Raw genomic sequence first — 23,381 nt, forward strand, 5'->3', positions numbered from 1 at the left:
TCACCGAGGAATCTTACCTTGCCGTCGATCTCTTCGTTATTAGCTCCGACAGTAACATTTTTCTCCCAGTCTGCTCTTGTGCTTGGGTAGAATACATTCTGTATACCGCTGCATCCGTCGAAGGAGTTGTCGGCAATATTTGTGACTCCCTTTGGAAGATATACATCTTCAACGCCGAGCATTCTGTAGAATGTATACTTAGGGATCTTCTTTCCACCATTGATAACGATTGTTTTAAGTGACTTGGGGATATATCTTGTCCAGCCGCCTAAATTGGTTATTGCATAATGGTCTGTGGAACTGCCGTTAAGGAAGAATTCTGATATCTGCTGAGAGCTGTCCTCTGCGTTGACAGCGTCAAGTGTTGAACCTGCAAACGGGAGAGTTATAGACTCGAGCGATTTACAATTATTGAATATATATGAGCCTATTTTGACTTCGTCACCGAATATATCAACTTTTTTGAGCGAATCGCAGTTATCAAATACATAGTTTCCTATGGACGTAACTGATTCGGGAATCACGATGCCTGTAAGACCGTCACAGTTTGAAAAAGCATATTCGCCGATGGATTTTACTGTGTCTGAGATAACAACATCTTTAAAATCAGCAGAGATGCAGTTGTCAAATGCGTGTTTTCCGATAGAAGTTATATCGTTTGGAACAGTGATGTTTGTTAATTTGCTCATACGGTAGAATGTATAATCGGGAATACGTGATCCGCCAAGTATAGTTACAGTTTTTAAAGAATTAGGTATGTATCTTGTCCAGCCGCCGGTGTTGGTTATCGCATAATACTTATCTGTATTGCCGTTGAGGAAGTAATCAATGATTTCTTGTTTGCTGTTGTCTTTGTTGACATCTGCAAGTGAGAAACCTGCAAATGGAAGAGTAATGCTTTCAATTGAAACGCATTCACTGAATACATGATTCCCTATTCCGTTGACTCCACCGTAAATATCGGCTTTTACAAGGTTATCACAGCTGTTGAAAGCAAAGCTTCCGAGCTTCAGAACTGTTTCGGGAACAGTGATGCTTTTCAGTCCGTTGCAGTTTGAGAATGCATAGTCACCTATAGAGGTAAGAGTATCAGGGAAGGTGATAGGTTTAAGCAAAGTGCTGCTGCAATTGCTGAACGCATAGTTTCCTATAGATGTAAGCGTACTCGGCATTGGTGCCTCGGTGAGAGAAGTGCAGTCTGCAAATGCATAGTTGCCGATGGAAGTGATATTATCCGGGATAGTAATATCTGTTACGCCGCCAAAACGGTAGAATGCATAATTGGGTATCCTCTTGCCGCCGAGAATTGTTATCTTTTTGAGTGACTTAGGGATATATCTTGTCCAGCCTCCGTAGTTTGTTATAGCGTAATAGTTATCAGTGCTGCCGTTAAGGAAGTAAGTGGATATCTGGCATGTTGAATCGGGATCATCAATTGATTTTGCATCAAATCCTGCAAAAGGAAGTGTAAGCTCAGCCAGCGATTTACACTGGTCAAAGATATGTATTCCTATACCGTCAGCACCGCCTTTGATAACAGCCGTTTTAAGTGCTGAACAGCTTGTGAATACATAATTGCCGATAGTCTTTACATTCTCAGGGATAGTAATACCTGTAAGACCGTAACATTCAAGGAAAGCATATTCTTCTATAGAGGTCAGTTTTTCAGAGAACTTCAGATCACCGAAAGCGGCATTGTAACATTGTGCGAAAGCGTATTTGCCTATTTCGGTCATACTGTCGGGAATACTGATAGTTTCTACGTCATGCAAACGATAGAATGCATAATTTGAGAGCCTTGTACCTCCTGTGACGGTGATCTTCTTGAGTGCTTTGGGGATATATCTTGTCCAGCCGCCATAGTTGGTGATAGCATAGTAATCCGTTGTATCGCCGTTAAGGAAGTAAGTGGATACCTGACTTGTTACCGTGGGATCATCAGCTGACTCGGGGTCAGAGCCGACAAAAGGAATTGTCATTTCGGCAAGGGATTTGCAGCCGCTGAATACGTGATTGCCTATACCGTCTGAACCGCCTTCGATAACTGCTTTTTCAAGTGAAGAGCAGTCACTGAATGCGAAAGAGCCGATGGAAGTCAACGTATCCGGAACGGTTATGCTTGTAAGTCCTTTACAGCCTGAGAACGCATAATCACCTATAGAGGCAAGAGCATCATGGAATTCTACGTCATTGAAATCTGTACTGCTGCAATTACTGAAAGCGTGATTGCCTATGCTTGTAACTCCTTCGGGGATATAGCTGTTTATGTTAGATGAACAGTCGGCAAATGCGTAGTTGCCGATCTCAGTGATGCTCTCGGGGATAACTATGGATTCCACACCCGTAAAGCGGTAAAATGCATAGTCGGATATTCTTTTGCCGCCCAGAATAGTTATCTTTTTAAGCGCCTTAGGAATGTATCTTGTCCAGCCGCCGTAGTTTGTTATAGCGTAATAGTCATCAGTGCTGCCGTTAAGGAAGTAAGTTGTTAACTGACTTGTTACCTCAGGATCGTCAGCCGATTTCGCATCGAATCCTGCAAAAGGAAGTGTAAGCTCGGCAAGTGATTTACACTGAGTGAAAATGTGTATTCCTATACCGTCTGCACCGCCATTGATAACAGCTTTTTCAAGTGCTGAGCAGTTGCTGAAAGCGTAGCTGCCGATAGTCTTTACATTTTCAGGTATATTTATGCCTGTAAGTCCAAAACAGTTTGAGTAAGCATATTCTCCTATGGAAATAAGAGATTTTGTGAAATTAACATTGCCGAAAGCAGCTTTTTTGCAGTCTTCAAATGCGTATTTACCGATAGCAGTTGTTGCATCGGGGATAGTGATAGTTTCCACACCTGAGAGACGGTAGAATGCATAATCGGATACTCTTGAGCCGCCTGTGACAGTGATCTTCTTGAGTGCATTAGGGATATATCTTGTCCAGCCGCCGTAGTTTGTAATAGCATAGTAATCCGTTGTATTGCCGTTAAGGAAGTAAGTTGATACCTGACTTGTTACCTTCGGATCATTTGCGCCTGCTGCGCTTGAGCCTATGAAAGGAATTGTAAGCTCGGCAAGGGATTTACAGCCGCTGAATACATGATCGCCTATGCTGTTTTCTCCGCCTGCAATAACAGCTGATTTGATTGAAGTACAATCGCTGAAAGCATAGCTTCCGAGAGACTTTACAGTTTTGGGAACATTAATACCTGTAAGATTCTTACAGCCTGAGAATGCATTATTTCCGATAGACGTGAGTGTTTTCGGGAATGTAACAGTCTTGAAAGCAGCACTGCTGCAATTGCTGAATGCGTAATTTCCGATACTTGTAATACCCTCGTGTATATCAGTGCTTTCGAGAGAATTACAATTTGCAAATGAATAGTTTCCGAATGTAGTGATTGTTTTCGGAACAGTTATAGTCTTAGCGCTGTTTATATTGTAGAAAGCGTAATTCGGGATCCTTGTTCCGCCTGTTACAGTGACAGATGTAAGCGACTTGGGGATATATCTTGTCCAGCCGCCATAGTTTGTAATAGCGTTATACTCTTTTGTATTGCCGTTGAGGAAAAAGTCAGAGAACTGCTGGGTGCTTTCGTCAGCATTAACTTCAGCGAGAGAGTGTCCCATGTAAGGGATAGTGATATCTTCGATAGCTGCACAGCCGCTGAAGATGTGGTTTCCTATGCCATCCTTGCAGTTTTTGATAACAGCTGTTTTGAGTGAAGTACAATCGCTGAATACATAATCACATATCTTATTTACACTGTCAGGAACTTCGATAGACGTTATGCCGGTACAGCCTGAGAAGGTGTAGTTAGGTATTTCTGTAATTGTCTTTGGAATAACGATATCTTTGAGCGAAGTGCAATTCGCAAAAGCATATTCATCCACAAATGTAATATCCTCAGGCATTACGAGCTTTCCTTCGGGATATCTTACTTCTACAACTTTTTCCTTTTCATAATCATATATGTCATATGATACGGTAGAAAACGAAGAACACTTTCTGAAAGCGTTTTTACCGATGCGCTTGATGGTCTGCGGCAGATTTATTGACTCCATATTGCTGCAGTTAACAAACACATTGTTGCCTATGCTTGTGATTATGCCTCCGTTTTCCTTATCACCTGTGTTTTCAATAACTACATACTTGATGATGGAAGGATCTCTGAAAGGTGATGAACTGAAATCATACATATCGCCGTATCCGCAGGCATAGAGGTAACCGTCAGGATAGAGCATATATGAAATATGTTCACCAAGTTCACCTGTCTCGGCGATCATTTCATCCTTTGTAAAGGAAGGAGCGGGAAGTGTCTGAGCTACAAACGGCGGCTTTGTTGTTGTAGGCTGTGTAACAGCTTCACCTGTTTCGGTATATGAACTGCCCTGATTATAACCTCCGTCGGGATTGCCGTCTTTATCAACTGTTGGCTTTGCTTTGACTGTCTTTTCAGTATGACGATTATCTATTTTTAAATTTCCGCTTTCGAGGCTGCTTCCGTTATATGTTACAGAGTAGCTATACGTACCGGGCAGGCAATAGAATACAGCATTGCCGCTGTCGCCGATAGTCTGCTCCTTATCATCGAGCTTGACTACTGCTCCCGGAATATAGCCGCCGTCCGAACTGCTTATAACATTGAATGTTGTTCTGAATCTGTTATAGTAACAGTCGCCCCAGCCAAAGCCTTTCTCCGACGAAAAATATGCATTAAAGAAAGGGAGATTTATCGAAAAGTCAAAAAGATTCCAGCTTTTTTTCTTTCTGAGAGCACAGATATCAAGATTTACCTTTACGACAAAGTCGGTTTTAGCTTGTATGCAGAATTTGCAGGCGTGATAATAAGGTTTTGTTTCGCCGTTGTTTATAATAACATTATCGGGCGGTTCGTTCATGTTCTTTTCATACTGTTCAAGCAGCTTGAAAAGGTCAGCTTCTGCTTTTATTCTTATGCCTGCTTTTATATCAAAGCCGACGGCTGCGATATTTTCATTTACAACCTCCATGTATAACTTCAACTCAAGTCCTGCATAGATCTCACCGGAAATTTTCAGACTGATATCGAAGTTCTTGTCGTCTAAGAGCTGTTCTATTGGTTCGACTTCTCCGTCTTCATATTTAAATCCTCTGACATTGTCCCATTTTACGGTAAATGTGATCTTGCCCGAGAATTCCACAAATACACGCGGAGAAATATCTATAATAGTTCCGGGGATAGAAGTAGGTATTACGATCTTAGCAATTGTAGCTCCGAGGGACTGTACCTTTGACGATGTTGGTTCAGAATAACCGCTGCCCGAAAAACCTTTGGTAACTGTAAATGCAGGCGTTACCTTTACTGTAAGCTCGATCTTGGTTGTTCCGAACTTTTTGAAGAAATTAAAGTTAACGGATATCGTTACCGAACCTGAGACCTTATCCGCATTTTTAACATTAAAATCCTCATATGGGTCGTTGGGTGTGGTATCCTCGGTCGTAGGGTCAAACAGCGAATCAAGACTGAAGGTCTTGCTTGCGGAGTAATCAAATTTGAGATCATGCTGAGGTGCAACATACTCAAAATCGAATGTGCCGTCGTCGTCTACGATAACGTCACCGTTTTCATCTACATTCGGGAAGGATACACCTTCATCAGCGGCAGAAGTGTCGATCTGAGCCTTGCCCATATTGCCGTCACTTTCTATCTTGATGAAATCAAACATATCCTCGATATCATCATTGCCCGATACTGTTACGGTATCGCCGTCCTTTTCGATCTTTTCAACGCTTACAGCTATGATATTATCTTCATCAGGCTGTATGTAAAGGTATTCACCCTTTTCGAGAGAAGTGATGCTTTCGTCAGCATTGTCAAATACGAAAACGTTGTTGTCAAAGTCGGCAGAGACAAGAGTATTCTGATCCTCTGAGCTTTCTGCCATTACCGTATCTTCATTGAGGACGAGGAAGTTTGTTGTATCATCTTCGTCGAGATTGACTACCTGTTCCTGATCGAAGTCATGTATGTCCTTGGCAAGTATTTCTTGATATTCCTTTGTGTATCTGTTAAGGGTATATGGTTTGCCAACGGGGCGGTTCAGCGGATCGAAAAGCTGAGCCTTTACAAGGTAATACTGCGGAAGCTTTGAAGTATCAGCCTTAAGCTCGCTGTTGATAAGCTCGCCTGCCGAAACAGCTGTCTCAACGCTGAAAATATTTTCCGAAGTCTCGTCATTTATAAATGAGACAACGATCTTTGCTTCCGTCTGCTGGGTAGATGCTGTACTTACTTTTCCTGTCTCATTGTCAAATTCCAGAGCTGTGATCTGGAACTGAGAGTTGCAGGCATTTTCAGCAAGCGGATTTTGTACGTCTTCTTTCGCAGCCGCGTGTTTGAAAAAGTTTCCGAGCGAGTTGGTAGATTTGATGTCGTAATCGCTTGAGATTGGGCGATCTTTTTCTGTAGCTGCATTTGCTTCGTGACCGGCATTATTCAATGCCTGATTCGGCAGGACAGCCGAGGTACACATAACTGCACTCAGCACACCTGCAATTAGTCGGTTTCTAAGCATTTTTCAACATTCCTCCTCAAAATCATCTCTTGGTAGTATATACCATTTATATATTATATTCCCAAATATACAAAAAGTCAATGTTTATTTAGCGATTTTATGGCTTGTATTATCATAAATTGCTAATGTTGTGATAATCGTTAAATATGATAAAACAGGCAAAAATGGGCGGAAACAATATTCGAAAATATTATTTCTGTTTATGATATATGTATAATCATATATCATGTAAAATAATGAGTTTAAAAATGACTCACAAGCAGATCGGGGAATACAGTACGTGAGTGGATAAAATCCGATTTTTAGGTAAATATGTCTGATAGCAATGTCTGCGCTCGCTTTCTGATAAAATTTTTTTCATTTCAAAAAGGTAAAATAACGAATAATCGTGACACTTTTACTAAAAGTTTTCAGAAAATACATTGAAATAATATGCGAAATATGTTACAATATCTATGGGAGATTTTAATGAAAAATATACACCATAAGGGATATGAAACGGACATAATGAAGGGTGGAATTCTAATGAAATATACGGCTGAAGAGATAAGAAGCGCTCTGTATAACAATGAGCTGACAGCATATTATCAGCCTCAGTACGATACTATAAAGGGTCAGATGAAAAGTGCGGAGGCGCTTGTGCGCTGGATAAAGCCGGACGGCACTGTTATTTCGCCGTTTTTCTTTATTCTCGTTGCGGAGGAATCTGATCTCATCATGGAGATAGACTGGTACGTCACAGAGCTTGTCTGCAAAACACTTGTAAAACAGAACATGATGCCTCAGTTTCCTATATCTGTCAATTTCTCGCGCAGACATATTCAGGAGGAGAATTTTGCGGATAAACTCAGTGCCCTTGTGGATAAGTATGAGCTTCCGCATCCGCTTCTCGAAGTGGAGATAACCGAATCAGCCATGATCGGCAACGAAGAGAGCCTTTTAGACTGGATCGTATCCATAAGGAGCGCAGGCTTCAGAGTTGCTATCGACGATTTCGGAAGCGGGCTTTCCTCACTTCAGTTTGTTAAGGATATTCCTGCTGATGTGCTTAAAATAGACAGATCTCTTCTCAGCCATAACTGTGAAGATGAGAAGGAACGCATCGTTCTGGAGAGTATTTTCATATTTGCTCACAGACTTAATATAAAAACCGTGGCAGAGGGCATTGAGACAAAGGAACAGCTCGGTTTTCTGAGAAGCTGTGACTGCAACAGGATACAGGGATATCTGTATGCGCGTCCTATGCCGAGGAGGAGTATCTCAAGCTTTGTTTTGAACATAAGGTAGTGGAGGAAGCCACCGATATCCTTCAGTCGCAAAGTGCGGCAGGTACCATGAGTCTCCTTATCAACGCCATATTTCGCAAATATCCCCTTGTAATATTTACAAATCTTACAAGAAATTCTTTCTATATGATGGCTTATGAGAATTTTACAACTACCTCATGCCCGTCCGCAGGCGTATTCGATGAGCTCATCGTTCACGGAGCAAGTACCATGCACCCTGATGACAGGGAGATATTTTCTACGACGTTTGAGCGCCGTAAGCTTATCGAGGACTATAATTCGGGCACTCAGACCCTGCGTCTTGTGACCCGTCAGCTTGGCGACGACGGAGTATACAGACGAGTAGAAACAGTTGATTACTTCGTAAAGAGCAACTATTCAGATGATGTTCTTGCTATCACTCTCTGCGAAAACCTCCCTGATGAGCAGGAAACTGTTGATGCGATCGAGGCTGAGATAAGAAATGTGACAGATACTCATGTAGATGAGATAATGTCAATAATAAAGAAGTACCTCGGCATGAACATCTGAATTAATTATTAATGCTTAAAGACTGACATCATATGTATTTTGCTGCGCTATACATATTGCCTGCAATAGTAACAGAATCGTTCGCAGCCGAAACGGGGGGAGCGTAATTGAAGAAAAAACTTGATATTTCGGAATTGTTCAATAAAATGGGTCAAAACAGAAATACTATATTTCTTATTATGTGCCTTATGGTCCATGTTGCCTATTTTTCAGTGTTTTTGATCATGGGAGCAATTCCGCTGTCTGTTGTAAATGCGGTAAGCTCTGTTTTCTATATTCTTTTTCTGTTTTTCTCGAAGGACAGGGAAAAATCCGAAAAAGCAACAGTTTCTGCCTATTTTGAGATAATAGCATTCTCAACTGTGTGCGAGCTTTTCACGCGAAATACCTTTGGTTTTATATATTTTGTCATCGGTATGGTGCCCGTAATATTTTATCTCAGCCCTTCATACGGCAGCAAGAGATTCATATTCCAGATCATAGGCGTGATCTCTGCTTTGATGATACACCATACTCAGATACTGATACCGGACAGTTTCTTTCAAAAGCTCTATAAAGATCTTTTGCCCTATTCAAACGCTTTTAATTTTGTAAATCTGGTAATAACCCTTTTTACGATACTATACACTGCGTTTTTTTATACACTTGAGCTTGAAACCATAAAAAAGGAACTTGACTACAGCTCTACCCACGATCCGCTGACAGGGCTTTATAACAGAAGATTTCTGTATGATACCATAATCAAGGAAAATGAAGCACAGATAAGTATCATACTTCTTGATATTGACAACTTTAAAAAGATAAACGACCGCTTTGGCCATGACAAAGGAGATGAGGTGCTGATACAGCTTTCATCGTGCATTAAGGAGGAAGTAAGCAAAGACGGCTTTTATCCTGTCAGATGGGGCGGTGAAGAATTTATACTTTACTACAGAGAACTGGATATCGAGTCTGTCTATGAGCTTGCAAAGCATCTGTGTAAGCTTATCCCTGAAAGGGTGGTTCTTCCTGACAATAATTCTGTGACCGTTACAGTTGGACTTGCTGCGGGAAAGCAATCGGACTTTGACTCCATTGTGAAAAAGGCAGATGAAAAACTTTATTACGGAAAAAATAACGGTAAAAATCAGGTCGTTATATAGCAGGGATTCAAGGAACGGCTTTGGACAAAGAGTGATCATATAAGGAAGTGATAAGTCTATGAGAATAACGTATTCAATAATATACTTATTGCTTATTTTTGCACTGACAGCGTGCGGAATGACAGCTTTGCGTTCAAACGGAAAAAACACGCAGATCAGTGGCTTTGCTGGAATTTTCGCTGATACCTCCCGTGCTTGGAAATATGCTGATCGTTGGAACGAGCCTGAAGTTTACCGCTCTTATCGGCTGTTATTTATATTACCTCGGAATGGATCTTGTAATGTTCGCCCTTGTTAATTTTACAAACAGCTACTGTCAGGGAACAGGGGACGGAACACGAAAACCGACGGTAATATACATACTTATCGGGATAGATGCTGTGCAGATGCTCCTTGATACTGTTACGCATCACGCCTTTGAAGTGAAAAAGGTAATGGTCGAGAATGCGCCATATTACAAGATGATACCTCACTGGGGACAGACCTTGCATCGTATCATAGATTATTTTGCTTTTTTCTGTGTTTTGCTGCTCTTTATACTTGCATCAATAAAAACGCCGAAGATAAGCAGGGAACGCTATACGGTTATCCTCATAATCATGATCGCTGTAAGTATGCTGCTGTCCTACAATATATTCTTCCAATATGCCATTGACCGTTCAATGATAGGTTTTGGCGTGTTCGGTATCACGATATTCTACTTCTCTACAAAATACAAGCCTCTCAGGCTTCTTGATAAAGTGCTCTCAAACATAGTTTCGGGACTGTCGGATTCGTTCTATGTATTCGATCCCAACGGCAGCTGCGTCTGGGCAAACGAGCAGGGGTGCAGGCTGGTCGGGCTCAACAGTGAGAACTATGATGCTGTCACTGCAAAACTAATGGAAATGTTCGGCGATGACCTGCATCTGGACGATCATACAGTAAAGCGCAAGGTGATGGAAGGTTCGGATTCACGCTTCTATATTCTGGAAGAGAGTCAGGTTATGGACAGCAAGGGCAGATGCGACGGTTCGTATATCCGTATACAGGACGTTACCGAAGGTGAACAGAAGCTCAAGAAACAGGAAGAAAAAATCGGCCAGATCAGTATGGAGGCATATAAGGATCCGCTGACAGGAGTCGGAAGCAAGGTCTCTTACATTAAAAAAGTGAGTGAGCTCAATTCGCAGCTGATAGACGGGAACTTACAGATCGCCGTAGTCATGGTGGATATGAACGGCCTGAAAATTATCAATGACAGTCACGGTCATAAAGCAGGAGATGCCTACATAAGGGGCTGCTGTCACCTTATCTGCGATACCTTCAAGCATTCCCCTGTATTTCGTATCGGCGGTGATGAATTCGTGGTAATATTGCGGGGACAGGATTATGAGGACAGAGTGCAGAAAACAGAGGCTCTGCGCAATGCATACAGCGAAAGCTATTCCGACACAGCTCAGGAGCCGTGGTTAAGATTTTCTGCGGCTGTCGGCATGGCTGAGAACGCATCTGATGACTTTTCGTTTGAATTGATATTCAAACGTGCGGATAAAGCCATGTACGATGATAAAAAGCGATTCAAAGAAAAATACGGTATTGCCAGATGAAGATATCTGACATGGACAAAAAATGCCTCCTATGGTACAGCAGAGACCATAGGAGGCATTGATCATGCAAAAAAATTACATATTGCGCTTTCGGAGCAAAAGTGATATAATATATACAAACCGGGAGAGGTAGTAATATGGAAAAAAAGAAAAAGAATAAGATGTTCATTGCCGGTATCATTATGATAGTATTGGGCGTTGGAGTGCTGTCGTTCTTTGGATACCGAAAAATAAGCAGAGAGATATATCTCCGCAGGCTGCTTAAAGAAAATATCAATTTCGAGATCCCGAGGCTCGATATAAAAGTTCCCGTGCTTGAGGGGACAAGTCAAAAAGCTCTTCAAGTATCAGCAGGACATTTTGAAGGAACAGGCAGTCTCGGAAAAGGCAATTACTGTATCTGCGGACATAACAGTACGATATATGCTGAGATATTCAATGATCTCGATCAGATACGTGTCGGTGATGATATGTACCTTGTCGATAACGATGAGAAACACACAAAATATCGGTATACCGTAAGTGATTACAGAATTGTTGAGCCCGATGATACCAGCGTACTCAGAGATTTCGGAGATAACAGGATCACTGTCATTTCCTGTACTGATGACGGGAAACAAAGACAGGTAGTTGTAGGCAAATTTCAGGAATAGAATAACAGGGAGCACAGCCGCTGTGACGGTGCTCCCTGTTTTTTTATTTTCTTCTGCGTTCCGGAAATCTTTCGTAAAAGAGCTGCTTATCCTTATACATACGCTTATCGGCAACGCTCATAGCCTGACGTATGTCGATTTTCCCTTCTGAATAGCAGTATCCGAGAGAAAAACTTACAGCCTCGGAACCCGATTGGTATAATTTGAGCTTTTCGAGCTTTTCTTCAAGGGCTTTTGGGGAAATATCCATTGCCAGTACCATGAATTCGTCACCGCCTGCACGGTATATATCACTGCCTTCAAATGTGTTTTTCAGTATATCGGCAGCTTGTTTAAGAAGCTTGTCACCCGTAGCATGACCTCCGTTATCATTGATCTGCTTCAGACCGTTGAGGTCAACGAATATAACAGCAGTTTTTTCGGGGATCTGCTCTTTGCCTTCAATAATATCATCAATTTTCTGGTTCATGGCATTACGGTTCTTGACACCTGTAAGTATATCGGACGAGCTTATTCTTTTCAGCTTTTCCATAAGCTGACGGTTGACTATCTCCGATGCGATGAAAAATGATGAGCCTTCGAGAGTAGCGCGTATCTGCGTGGTTTTTTCCGTATCGAAATTGAGTGCCCATATGTATCCGATGGTCTCATCAACGTTTTTCAGCGGATACAGTACGATAGTATTGACGCCTACTTCCTTGAGAGACTGATACCACACGGGATTGCGTTCCTTCAGAACGCTCATATCTCTTTCGTCTTTTGCGATAAGGCAGGTGCTGCCTGCAATGGTATCGTCCCATGTTTCTATGATGTCATAGAAATCTTCATATGTATCGCGCAGGTATTTTTCAACGGAATAATTCCTCTCGGGAGTCGAAGCAGCTTCACTCAGTACAGAAAAGCTGCGTTTTTGTTTATCTGTCAGTATCAGACATACCTTGTCCGCTTCGCAAAGATTTCTGATATCACAGATTACTTCGTCCATTGTGTGCTTGAAGTCCTTTGTGCCGCGCAGCTTTATGCAGGTTTCAAGTACGTCAGCAGCAACGGAGGGAGCGACATTTGACATACGGTCACTCTGAGCACAAGGTGTAAGCTCCTGAGAATATGTCATATAGTAAGTATTGCCGCTGTCAGCAGCGATGGGCATAAGATACATATCTACCCAGAAATCATATCTTTCGGGGTGGATATATGCATGGGCAGGCTTTTTGAGTACGGCACAGCGGTAGCAGACGTCTTCAAAATTGAGATCCTTCGGGATATATCTTTCATACGGCGAATCAGGGATAAATGTATTTTTCAGCATTCCGCCAAAGGCTATATTATCAGGATTTTCAATAGAATCAATGTACGGCTTGTTTCCGCAGACTATGCGTATGTTGCCATAGCTTCCGTCATCAAATACCTGAACTGACATTATGCAGGTCATAGGTTCAAAACTGTTAACGAGTTGTTGTAGATCCATTTCTTTACCTCCAAATCATTGAAGTCGGATTAAGGGCGGCTTATATTTCACTTTCTGTTATATTGACGACAAGCTTTTCGGCATCTTCAGCCGACAAAGGACGTCCCCATATAAAGCCCTGTATAAAGTCGCAGCCGATATTCCTAAGTGTATCTATCTGTTCTTTCTCCTCGACACCCTCCGAGATAACGTCAAGTCCCATTATATGTCCCATTGAGATCATTGCTGCAACATATTGTTTTGATGATTCATTTGAATTGATCCTGTCAATGAATGATTTATCAATTTTCAGAAGATTTGCGGGTATCTTGTTAAGATAGCTCAGCGATGAGTAGCCTGTTCCGAAATCATCAATTGCAAATTTTACTCCCATTTCCCTCAGCTGGTTTATACATTGTAAAGCTTTATCGGCAGAATCAATAAGTATGGATTCGGTGATCTCGATCTCCAGCTGCTCTGCGGATACACCGCTGTTTTCTATAAGCTCGCGTATTTCTTCGATGAAGCCGTTTTTCATGATATGCCTTACAGAAGCATTGAGGCTCAGGATCAGGTCAAGTCCCGACTTTTTAACAAGTCTGCTGAAAAAATCAGCGGCTTTTCTGAATACCATGTTGTCGACCTTATCAATAAGACCGACTTTTTCTGCGATCGGTATGAATTCTCCGGGAGAAATGAAGTTTCCGTCCGTATCCTTCATACGTGCAAGTGCTTCAAAGCCGCGGAGCTTGTGATCTATATTATACTGCGGCTGCAAATTGAAGTATATGGTGTCATTCTCAAGAGCAGATCTTATCTTGTTTTCAATTTCAAGCATATGCGCATCTTTGAGAAGCTCGGGAGCGAACCGAATGATATGATCGCTGTTGTGAGCCTTCTTTATTGCATGCATAGCAGCATCGGCGTGGGAAATAATTGAATCTGCTGTGTCTGCATCTGTTGGATATTCAGCATATCCGAGGCTGGCTGTTATGTAAAGATCACAGCCTTCTACTGTAAGCGGCTCGCTGAGAGCGTCAGCGAACTTTTCGATCGTGCTCCTCAATTCGGTCTCCGAATCGTAATCCCATATAATAAGCATGAATTCATCACCGTTTATGCGTGTGATATAGGTATGTACCGGTGTGCTATCATCATCAGACAGAGCTTTCCAGCGATCGGATACCTCCATAAGCACCTTGTTTCCTGCTTCAAGTCCCAGTGAATCATTGATGGTCTTGAAATGATTGAGGTCGATAGAAACAGCCGTGAACTTCTTTTTGCGGATTATCAGGTCGGAAATACGATCTGTGCAGGCAAAACGGTTAGGCAGTCCCGTCAGTGTATCTGTATAGCTCATATGCTCGAGACGCTTTATTACTTTATATCTTGCAATATGCGAAGAAATAAAAAATGTGGTCAGCTCAAGTGTTTCTTTTATGCGTATAGTTTCACTTGTATCGAAATTGGTCGCCCATATGAAGCCGAGAACTTCATGTCCCTGACGAAGAGGGAAGAGTACGACGCTTTCAACGCCTGCTTCCACAAGCGTCAGATACCACGGGTTATTTATATGGCTGTAGTACTCCCTATCGGCATTATCCTGAATAATAACGCAGTCGTTTTCAGTTCCGATCATATTTATCCATGAACTTGCGATCTTATAGAAGCCGTCGAATTCCGTAACACGTTTGATCTTACTGTTTTCCTTGAAATCCGTTGCGAGAATGGAATAGCTCTCCTCAGCGTCATTCAGCAGAAGTACGGTACAGCATTCGGCTTTGCATATCTCACGTATCTCGGAGATAACGTTTTCCATTGCATCTTTTAAATTGTTGGCTTTATGCAGCTTTATGCAGGTTTTGAGAACATCGTTCGACGTTTTTGCCGTGTTGACTGTATCAAAGATATTATCGGCGTTTTGGCTTGGAATGACTGTATAGGCACAATAACAGACATCACCGTTTTCGTAGTCTATTGGTATTGCGTAGATATCAAACCATATTTCACCTTTATCTATATGACCGTATGTATGAACGGGTGTTTTCTGTACGGCAGCCTTGAAGCACACATCTTCAAAGCTGCGGTTTTTCGGTAAATATTTAGTATACAACGAATCCGGGACAAATGAAGAGCCTGCATCGGCTGAAACATAGAATTCATCGCTGCTAAGTCTCATATCGATAATTTCAATGTATTTTTTATTCCCGGCAGCAAGACGGATATCCCCATAGCCGCACTCAGCTGTTTTTTGTACCGCTACGATACAAGTTGGAGAAAAAAAGGTATCAGCAAATTTCTGTATATCCATATTGACTCCTTTCTGTTATGAGTGAACTGTTTTAACAGAAAACAGCTTTAGCTGGTATAATGTTATAGTAGATTATTATACAATTCTATTATATATCTATGTATCAAAAATAGCAATAGACAAAATATAAATAATATAAGAAATCGTTTTTTTATATTTTGCAGACTGTATTCAGTAAGATAAATGGCTGTTTTTATTTTAAGGAAGAAAAGTTTTTAATGATTTTTAGCTGTATGTACAAGATGCCTGATGTTCAGAACAACAAAATCTTTGTATTTTTTACGTCATTAATATGTTAAACTATTGACTCACAATATAAAATGTGTTATAATACTTTGGGGTTACGGCATATAAACGTAATAGCATTTTTTTACAAATAAAAGAAAATGCTTTATTTTTATGCCTGACTTTAATATTTTATTGAGGAGAAAATAACCATGAACATCAAAAAAACTATCGCAGGAATAGGTGCTCTTTCGGTGCTGATAAGCTCAGGCGCATTTACAGCCATGAACGCTTTTGCAGCAGATGCCGCTGAGTACAGAACAGGAAAGATCACAGCACATCTTTATTCAGAGGAGAAATTAAAGGACATCGAGTGCCGTTATTATAACGATATGCCGAATGTCCCATACATAAAGCTCTCTGATTTTTACAGCTGCTGGATAAGCCAGAATCTGGAAATAACAAACAAAAACGACGGTACATATGAGGTAAAAGTGCCTATTGGCGTGACAGGAACAATAGACGTAAATAAGGATACTGTTTCAACAGATGATTTGGCAGGCTTCTGTTATCCTCAGTATTTAATTGAAAGCGGTTCTTCAAATGTCTATACATATATCAAAGAAGCTGAGGATACAGAGGATACAGAAGAAAAGACAAGCGATACTACGGATTTTTCAGCTTATAATATAGATCTTCGCGGAGATGAGAATGATATATGGTGGCCTGTAGCAACGTTATGTGATTATTATGATTGTAATCTTAATCAGGGTGCTTTAATTGACGATACGCTCTATTTCTTTAATTACATTATCGGTGATTATTCAAGAGAGACTATTGGTAATTCTTCCGCGCATAAAGATAACTTTACCGCGAAATACGAAAACGGACGTCCGAAGGATCTGGTAGAGTATAACTACAACGAGCTTTGTTTCAATTTTGATAGAACCTATGGTTTCCCCGGAAGATTTATATACAATGATCTTCTTGCTGAGACCAATTTTGATACAATGCTCTCAACTGCAAGTGATAATACAAAAAAGATAAAGCAAATGCTTCTTTCGGAAGATGCACACGAATACTGTGCAGGCTACGAACTCCTTAACAATTATTTCTGGGACGGCGGACATACCTATTTTTACGCTACCATGATAGACGAAAAAACAGATTTCGGCAATAAGGTTATTGACAATATCAGGGCTGTGGGATTCCCTGAAGACGGTATTGATTATGCATCAATATTCTCAAATTCACTGACCAGTGGTAATGCTGCACTTGATGCGAGAAATAAAATGTTTGAAACCGCTGATACATATGAAGCTTTGAAATATTCGGAATATGCCGTAAAAGGTGATACAGCTGTTTTCTCATTTTTAGAGTTCAAAGAGGAATCAGATAACTGGCTCTCATATTATTATAAAAACGGAGAAATGCCACAGGATCTTATCACTGAATTCTATAATTGCGTCACTAAAGCAAATGCCGATCCTGCAATAAAGAACTTTGTTATTGATCTCGGAGCAAACGGCGGCGGTTATGTTAGTATAGTGGAATATATGATGGGAATCATAAGTGATCTTGATAAAATCACTGTTATTTCAGGCAGAGGTGATGAGTCAGCTACAATTCAGTATTTAGTAGACAAGAACCTTGACAAGGCATATGACGAAAAGGATAAGGCTATGAAGCTTGACCTTGATTTCGGTATCATCACTTCAAATTACTCATTCTCATGCGGTAACCTTATGCCCGCACTTGCAAGAGATGCAGGAATAATGCTGGTAGGCGAAAAAAGCGGAGGCGGAACCTGTTCAACAAACCGTTTCGTTACTCCCGACGGACTGGTATACGCACTTTCAACAGGTATCAAATTCGTTGATAAAGGCGGTACGTCCATTGATAACGGCATTCAGCCCGATTATGATATTGTAAAGACAGACGATGACGGTATAAAGGATTATTCAGAGGTTTATAATTTCAGCAAGCTAAGTGCTCTTTTCACTGAGTTTTACGGCAAGAAAACTGAAGAAGCTCCTTCAGTAACAACTACAACCACAACTACTTCTGCAACCACAACTACTACAACCACATCTGCATCATCGACAACAACTACTGAAACTGCAACAGCTTCATCAACTTCGTCATCTTCTGCTTCAACATCAAGCAGCACAACTCCAAATGCAGACGGAACTCTTCCTGATACAGGAAATAATTCTATAGGTAAAGCAGCTACAGCTGCTTGTGCAGTTTTAATGATAATTGCAGGCGGAGCTATGATCTTCATATCACGCAGGAACAGAAATAAGGAAGATAACGGAATATTCTGATAAAACACTCAGGGGCAATGTGTACTGATGAAAAAAACAGTGCTTGCCCGTTGACGGACGTATTTACAATTAGCTTTGATAATGATTTAAAGGAACTGTTTTCATAACAGTTCCTTTTTTGTATGCATTCCATGATCACAAGTCAGTTTGCTGTATTATAGTATTCAGACAAGCAGTGGATAAATAAAATGTAATGGAGGTGATATAAATGTATGAATTCAGCAGGGCAGGCTACAGCTCTGCAAAGAAAAAAGTTATCACGGAAAAGGGAGAGCTTGTGATCGAGAATCTCTCTCCGGACAAGAAAGACGATCGTATGTTAAAAGCCGCCGAAGCGGAACTGTACAGTGTTTTTTCAAAATATTGTTCTGAGCCTGAGAAGAAAGGGTAAGTTATACTGTTACGGCATGGCAAGAAATTAATACCGAAGGCAGCTTATTAAGGAAACGATATTATGATAGCAATTTATGCAAGACAGTCTGTTGACCGTGCGGACAGTATTTCCATCGAGCAGCAGATAGAATTATGCAAATTTGAGACGAGGGGAGAATGTTTCAGAACTTACATCGACAGGGGGTATAGCGGAAAGAATACAAACCGTCCTCAGTTCACAGAGATGATGAAGGATATCAGAGAGGGATATATCAACACAGTCATCGTCTATAAGCTTGACCGTATAAGCCGTTCCATACTTGATTTTTCAAACATGATAGAGATATTCGGGAAACGCAGGGTGCAGTTCATTTCTGCGACTGAAAAGTTTGATACCTCGTCTCCGATGGGAAATGCAATGTTGAATATCTGTATCGTATTCGCACAGCTTGAACGCGAGACCATACAGAAGAGAGTGGCTGACGCATATTTTTCGAGAAGTCAGAAAAGCTTCTACATGGGCGGAGCTATACCTTACGGATTCAGAAAGATACCGACTGTCATAAATGGTATACATACCTCGATGTATGAACCTATACCCGATGAAGAAAAGGTCGTTCGTATGATATTTGAGGTGTATTCTCAGCCGAATGTCTCATACGGAGATATCATAGACAGAATGAATGAGCTTGGGATAAAAAAGCGCGGAAAAGACTGGGTAAGGCAGAGAATAAGGGAGATACTGTGTAATCCCGTTTACGTTAAAGCCGATCTTGATGTATATGATTTCTTCAGGGAGCACGGTGCCGAACTTGTGAACCCACCCTCGGATTATATCGGCGAAAACGGCTGCTACTGCTATAAGAGCCGAGATGACAAGAAAAAGAATATTTCCAGAATCGAAGGTAATCAGATAGTTATTGCGCCTCACAATGGAATAGTAGACTCCGGGTTATGGATCAAATGCCGTGAAAAGTGCATGGGCAGAAAGCAGGTGATACCTTTCCAGAAGGCGAAGAATTCATGGCTGTGCGGAAAGGCAAAATGCGGAGAGTGCGGCTATGCTCTCACGGCAAAGGAGTTCGACAGAGGCAGACGGCGTTACCTCAGGTGTTCAAACAGAATAGCTTCGGGAATATGCAAAGGCGCGGGAACTCTCTATACTGACGAAGTGGAGCAGGTGGTTTACGATGAAATACGAGGAAAGCTTGCGATGTTCGGAAAGCTTTCAAATTCTGAACAGGCTGTTCCTGATGCAGAGCAGGCAAGGCTTAAGAATGAGCTTGCTGAGACAGAACGGGAGATAAGCGGACTGCTTGAGCGAGTCAGTGAGTCTGACAATGTGCTTTTTCATTACATAAACGAGCGTGTTACTGCACTTGACCTGCGCAAAAAGGAGATAACGGAAAAGATCAAGGAGCTGGGCCGCAGGAAGGATATCAATGCTTACGAAACAGACGCTCATCTGACTCTGTGGGAAGAACTCAGCTTTGATGACAAGCGCCGAGTAGCCGATGTGCTTATACGTGTGATATATGTGACAAGCGAAAAAATAACGATACAATGGAGAATATGAGGCATCTTGAATGATTCGGTGAAGCACTCCGCATAGCACAGGATAACCTTGATTCAAGAAACTTTTATGCCTGCAATCCTTCCTTTGATAAAAACTGCGGCAGAAAAAGATAAAAACATGGCTTCCGATTTTTTCGGAAGCCTTTTTTGTGGAAATATTACGGGAATATCCGACAGAACATGACGGAAACGGCTGTCGTAAAAAAAGGAAAATAAAGTGTATACGTGTCCAAAACATCGGGAAAGCATTAAATATATCAGGAAAAAGAGCTTTCGGCTGTACATTTCAGATGTTATACTTGTAGCAAAGGAGGGATAGATGTGAAGAACATCATAATTGCATTTGTATCAGCGATCATAATGCTGATAGCTGTAGATACCGTCAAATCAGCGGCAGCTGATACAGGCTATGAATATACCATAATAAACGGAGAAGCTGTGATAGTAGGTTATAAGGGTGAACCGGAATACATCGAGATCCCCGAATTTATTGAAAGCTGCCCCGTTATTGAGGTGAGGGACAACGCATTCTATAACTGTCACTCGCTGAAAGGTGCTGTACTGCCTGACACTGTGCTGAAAATAGGTCATCACAGCTTTTATGCCTGCTATGAGCTTGAAAGCATAAGACTGCCGGCGGAGCTTGAGGAGATAGGAATGGGCTGCTTCTGCGGCTGTGCTGCACTGAAGGAGATAGAGCTCCCCGAAACTCTTGATATTATCCCCGATTCCTGTTTCCGTGCCTGTACATCGCTCACTGAAATAACACTTCCGCAGGAGATAAAAGTTATCGAGAAATTTGCTTTTGCAGGCTGTACGGGTTTGGAGAGTGCAGATCTTGGAAAGAGTCTGATGGCAGTAGGTGAAAGGGCTTTTTATATGTGTAGTAAGCTTCAGAGCGCGGTATTGCCCCAAACCTGTTATGATATAGGCAAGCAGGCGTTCGGCTACACCTGTGACGGCAATAAGATGGCTGTAAAAACTGACATGACGCTCATAGGCAGCAGTGAGTCGGCAGCAGAAAGCTATGCGAAAGAAAACGGCATCAGATTTGCGGAAAGCCATGATACAGCCGATGCTTTTGCCGAATCGGTCAGCATTGAAAAAAGCAGAAAAGCACCTGACTGGGTGAGCTGGCTGGTACTCGGAGCATTCGGACTGCTTTCTGTTACAGCTGCGGTAATATCTTTTTACGAAAATAAAATAAGAAAGCTTAAATAATTGCTATTTCAAAGCGCTTTTGACCAGAAATTGCGGTTTTTTGAAAATCGGTTAATATTAGTAATGTTTTATGAAATCCCTTGCAATTTCAGAAAAAATGTGATATGATATATGTGCATAAGTATGTTAAGTTGATAAAATAAGGATAGGCACTTAAATTATAAACTTAACACATATAATTTAATACACATGATCTGGAGGGATCAAATTGAAAAAAGAAAACATGAAGCGGGCTGCGTGCACTGTTGCAGCTGCGTTCATCGCGGTGGCGGCGATGAGTTTTCCTTCAGCTCTGACAAAGCCCCCGGCAGTTTCTGCTGCTGAGAATGTCCTTAAATACGAATTTGAGGATGGTAAAACAAGCGGAGGAAAGATCCACGCTGATGGAGCTTCCGATGTAAAGATGAGCGATTTCCCCGAAGGGACAGACCTGAGCGGCTTCTCGGGCAAGGGCTTTGCTTATCTCGATCAGAAGGGCACAACCCTCAGCGTAGATGTAGATGTCCCAGAGGCAGGACTCTACGAGCTTAACATCGGTTACTGTGAACCAAGTGACCCTAACAAGAAAGTCCAGTATCTCAATGTCAACGGAGTAAATCAGGGCGAGCTTACCTGTCCGTACACCAAGACCTTTGCGGAGACCTCGGGCGGTGTCGTAAACCTGAAAAAAGGTAAGAATACTATCGAGCTGAAAGCTTACTGGGGCTATACCTTCTTTGATTACCTCACTTTGAAGGCCGCTCCCGAAAAGCTCACAAACCTCTCACCAACGAGAGAGCTTTCAAATCCTAAGGCATCTGATACTACAAAGAGACTTTACAATTATCTCTGCGACCAGTATGGAAAGCACATCATATCAGGTCAGCAGGAATATTGCGGAGATCATAACTACAATCTCTGGAACAGCCCAGATGTATTCATCAAGGACAATGAAGCCGAGTTTGAATATATAATGGAAAAGACAGGCAAGCAGCCTGCTATACGCGGAATTGATTTCCTTGCGTATAATACCTCTTCCGAGTGGCGCGATCATGCTCCCGAGAGAGTTATCGAATGGGTAAACAAGTATCACGGTATCGCTACTGTTTCATGGCACTGGAATGTGCCGTGCGAAAAGGGCAGTGATGATGTTGCTTTCTATGTAGAGTCAGCTAATCCCAAGTTCACTACCTTCAGCTGTACAAATGCAGTTACAGAGGGAACATGGGAAAATGAAGTTGTTATGGCTGATATTGAGCTTATCGCAGGCGAGCTGAAAAAGCTCAAGGACGCAGATGTGCCCGTGCTCTGGAGACCTCTCCATGAAGCCGAGGGCGGCTGGTTCTGGTGGGGAGCTGAGGGTGCAGAACCCTGCAAGAAGCTCTACCGTCTGCTCTACGATCAGCTCACAAATGTTTACGGTCTGGACAATCTTATATGGATATGGACAGGCTCTACTTCGCCTGCGGCTGCTGACTGGTATCCCGGCGACGATGTAGTTGATATAGTCGGCTACGATAAGTACAACTGTGCTGACGGCGTAGCTAATCTCAGCTCTATCTCGTCCACCTTCTACAGCCTTGTACAGGGTACGGACTGTCAGAAAATGGTGACTATGTCTGAGAACGACTCTATACCTTCACTTGAAAACCTTGTTAACGATAAGGCAGCGTGGCTGTATTTCTGCCCGTGGTACATGAATTACCTCACAAGTGAGCAGAACAACCCTGTTGATAATCTTATAGAGGTATATCAGAGTGAATACTGTATCACTCTTGATGAGCTTCCCGACCTAAAAACATACCCGATAAACGGCAGTCAGGGAGCTGTTGACACTACAGTTACTACAAAGCCTGTAACTACTTCAACAACTAAAGTAGCTACAACTTCTTCTACGACTAAAGCTGCTGCAACAACTGTCACAACAGTTTCAAAGAACTATAAAAAAGGCGATGCAAACTGTGACGGCAATGTTGATATGTCAGATGTCGTTATTATAATGCAGTCACTTGCAAATCCCGATAAATACGGTGAAAAGGGTACTGACAAGCTCCACATTACAGAACAGGGAAAGCTCAACGGAGATGTGGAAACAAGCAGTAAGGGACTCACTTCAAATGACGCACTGGAGATACAGAAGTATCTTCTCGGTCTTTCAAAGTGGGATTAAAT

At 41.8% G+C, this 23,381-nt stretch carries 13 protein-coding genes; 10 read left to right on the plus strand and 3 right to left on the minus strand.

Features of this window, described 5'->3' with window-relative positions:
• A partial coding sequence (locus L870_RS17905; RefSeq protein ID WP_207637728.1) for a leucine-rich repeat domain-containing protein occupies positions 1-6,551 on the minus strand: 6,551 nt, incomplete at its 3' end.
• 525 nt (positions 6,552-7,076) lie between these two features.
• On the opposite strand from L870_RS17905, the gene L870_RS19940 reads away from it, so the two are divergent.
• The 5 genes from L870_RS19940 (at position 7,077) to L870_RS0114305 (ending at position 11,752) form a co-directional block, all read left to right on the plus strand.
• Positions 7,077-7,838, plus strand: a complete 762-nt coding sequence (locus L870_RS19940) for an EAL domain-containing protein (protein ID WP_242836520.1) — start codon at positions 7,077-7,079, stop codon at positions 7,836-7,838.
• A complete protein-coding gene (locus tag L870_RS19945; protein WP_028518721.1) occupies positions 7,838-8,368 on the plus strand; it encodes a hypothetical protein in 531 nt (176 codons plus the stop codon). Before L870_RS19940 ends, L870_RS19945 begins: the two co-directional genes overlap by 1 nt.
• A 107-nt stretch (positions 8,369-8,475) precedes the next feature.
• The gene (locus tag L870_RS0114295) at positions 8,476-9,510 is read left to right on the plus strand and encodes a GGDEF domain-containing protein (protein WP_028518722.1); all 1,035 of its coding nucleotides are present in this window, start codon (positions 8,476-8,478) and stop codon (positions 9,508-9,510) included.
• A 164-nt stretch (positions 9,511-9,674) separates the two neighbouring features.
• Positions 9,675-11,099, plus strand: a complete 1,425-nt coding sequence (locus L870_RS18750; protein WP_028518723.1) for a sensor domain-containing diguanylate cyclase — start codon at positions 9,675-9,677, stop codon at positions 11,097-11,099.
• 137 nt (positions 11,100-11,236) lie between these two features.
• Positions 11,237-11,752 (plus strand): class D sortase, encoded by a 516-nt coding sequence (locus tag L870_RS0114305; protein WP_028518724.1) that lies wholly within the window; start codon positions 11,237-11,239, stop codon positions 11,750-11,752.
• Positions 11,753-11,795: 43 nt separating this feature from the next.
• Here L870_RS0114305 and L870_RS0114310 read toward each other — a convergent pair whose 3' ends face one another.
• Positions 11,796-13,220 carry a GGDEF domain-containing protein gene (locus L870_RS0114310; protein WP_028518725.1) on the minus strand — a complete coding sequence of 475 codons (1,425 nt, stop codon included), beginning with the start codon at positions 13,218-13,220 and terminating at the stop codon, positions 11,796-11,798.
• 40 nt (positions 13,221-13,260) lie between these two features.
• Positions 13,261-15,510: a putative bifunctional diguanylate cyclase/phosphodiesterase gene (locus L870_RS18755; protein ID WP_051411591.1), complete on the minus strand. Its 2,250-nt coding sequence runs from the start codon at positions 15,508-15,510 to the stop codon at positions 13,261-13,263.
• Between the two features lie 437 nt (positions 15,511-15,947).
• Here L870_RS18755 and L870_RS0114320 point away from each other — a divergent pair, with 437 nt between their 5' ends.
• The 5 genes from L870_RS0114320 to L870_RS17920 all read left to right on the plus strand — a co-directional run bounded on the left by L870_RS0114320 (position 15,948) and on the right by L870_RS17920 (position 23,379).
• Positions 15,948-18,062, plus strand: a complete 2,115-nt coding sequence (locus L870_RS0114320) for a S41 family peptidase (protein ID WP_028518726.1) — start codon at positions 15,948-15,950, stop codon at positions 18,060-18,062.
• A 208-nt stretch (positions 18,063-18,270) separates the two neighbouring features.
• A complete protein-coding gene (locus L870_RS0114325) occupies positions 18,271-18,453 on the plus strand; it encodes a hypothetical protein (RefSeq protein WP_028518727.1) in 183 nt (60 codons plus the stop codon).
• Positions 18,454-18,516: 63 nt separating this feature from the next.
• On the plus strand, positions 18,517-20,010 hold the full coding sequence (locus tag L870_RS0114330) for a recombinase family protein (RefSeq protein ID WP_037272546.1): 1,494 nt from the start codon (positions 18,517-18,519) through the stop codon (positions 20,008-20,010).
• Positions 20,011-20,330: 320 nt separating this feature from the next.
• Positions 20,331-21,230, plus strand: coding sequence for a leucine-rich repeat domain-containing protein (locus L870_RS0114340; protein WP_028518729.1), 900 nt, complete (start codon positions 20,331-20,333; stop codon positions 21,228-21,230).
• Between the two features lie 208 nt (positions 21,231-21,438).
• Positions 21,439-23,379, plus strand: a complete 1,941-nt coding sequence (locus tag L870_RS17920) for a glycosyl hydrolase (protein WP_242836521.1) — start codon at positions 21,439-21,441, stop codon at positions 23,377-23,379.
• Positions 23,380-23,381: the final 2 nt, after the last annotated feature.

Origin of the sequence: Ruminococcus flavefaciens ATCC 19208, assembly GCF_000518765.1 — a bacterium.
Taxonomy (GTDB): Bacteria; Bacillota; Clostridia; order Oscillospirales; family Ruminococcaceae; genus Ruminococcus; species Ruminococcus flavefaciens.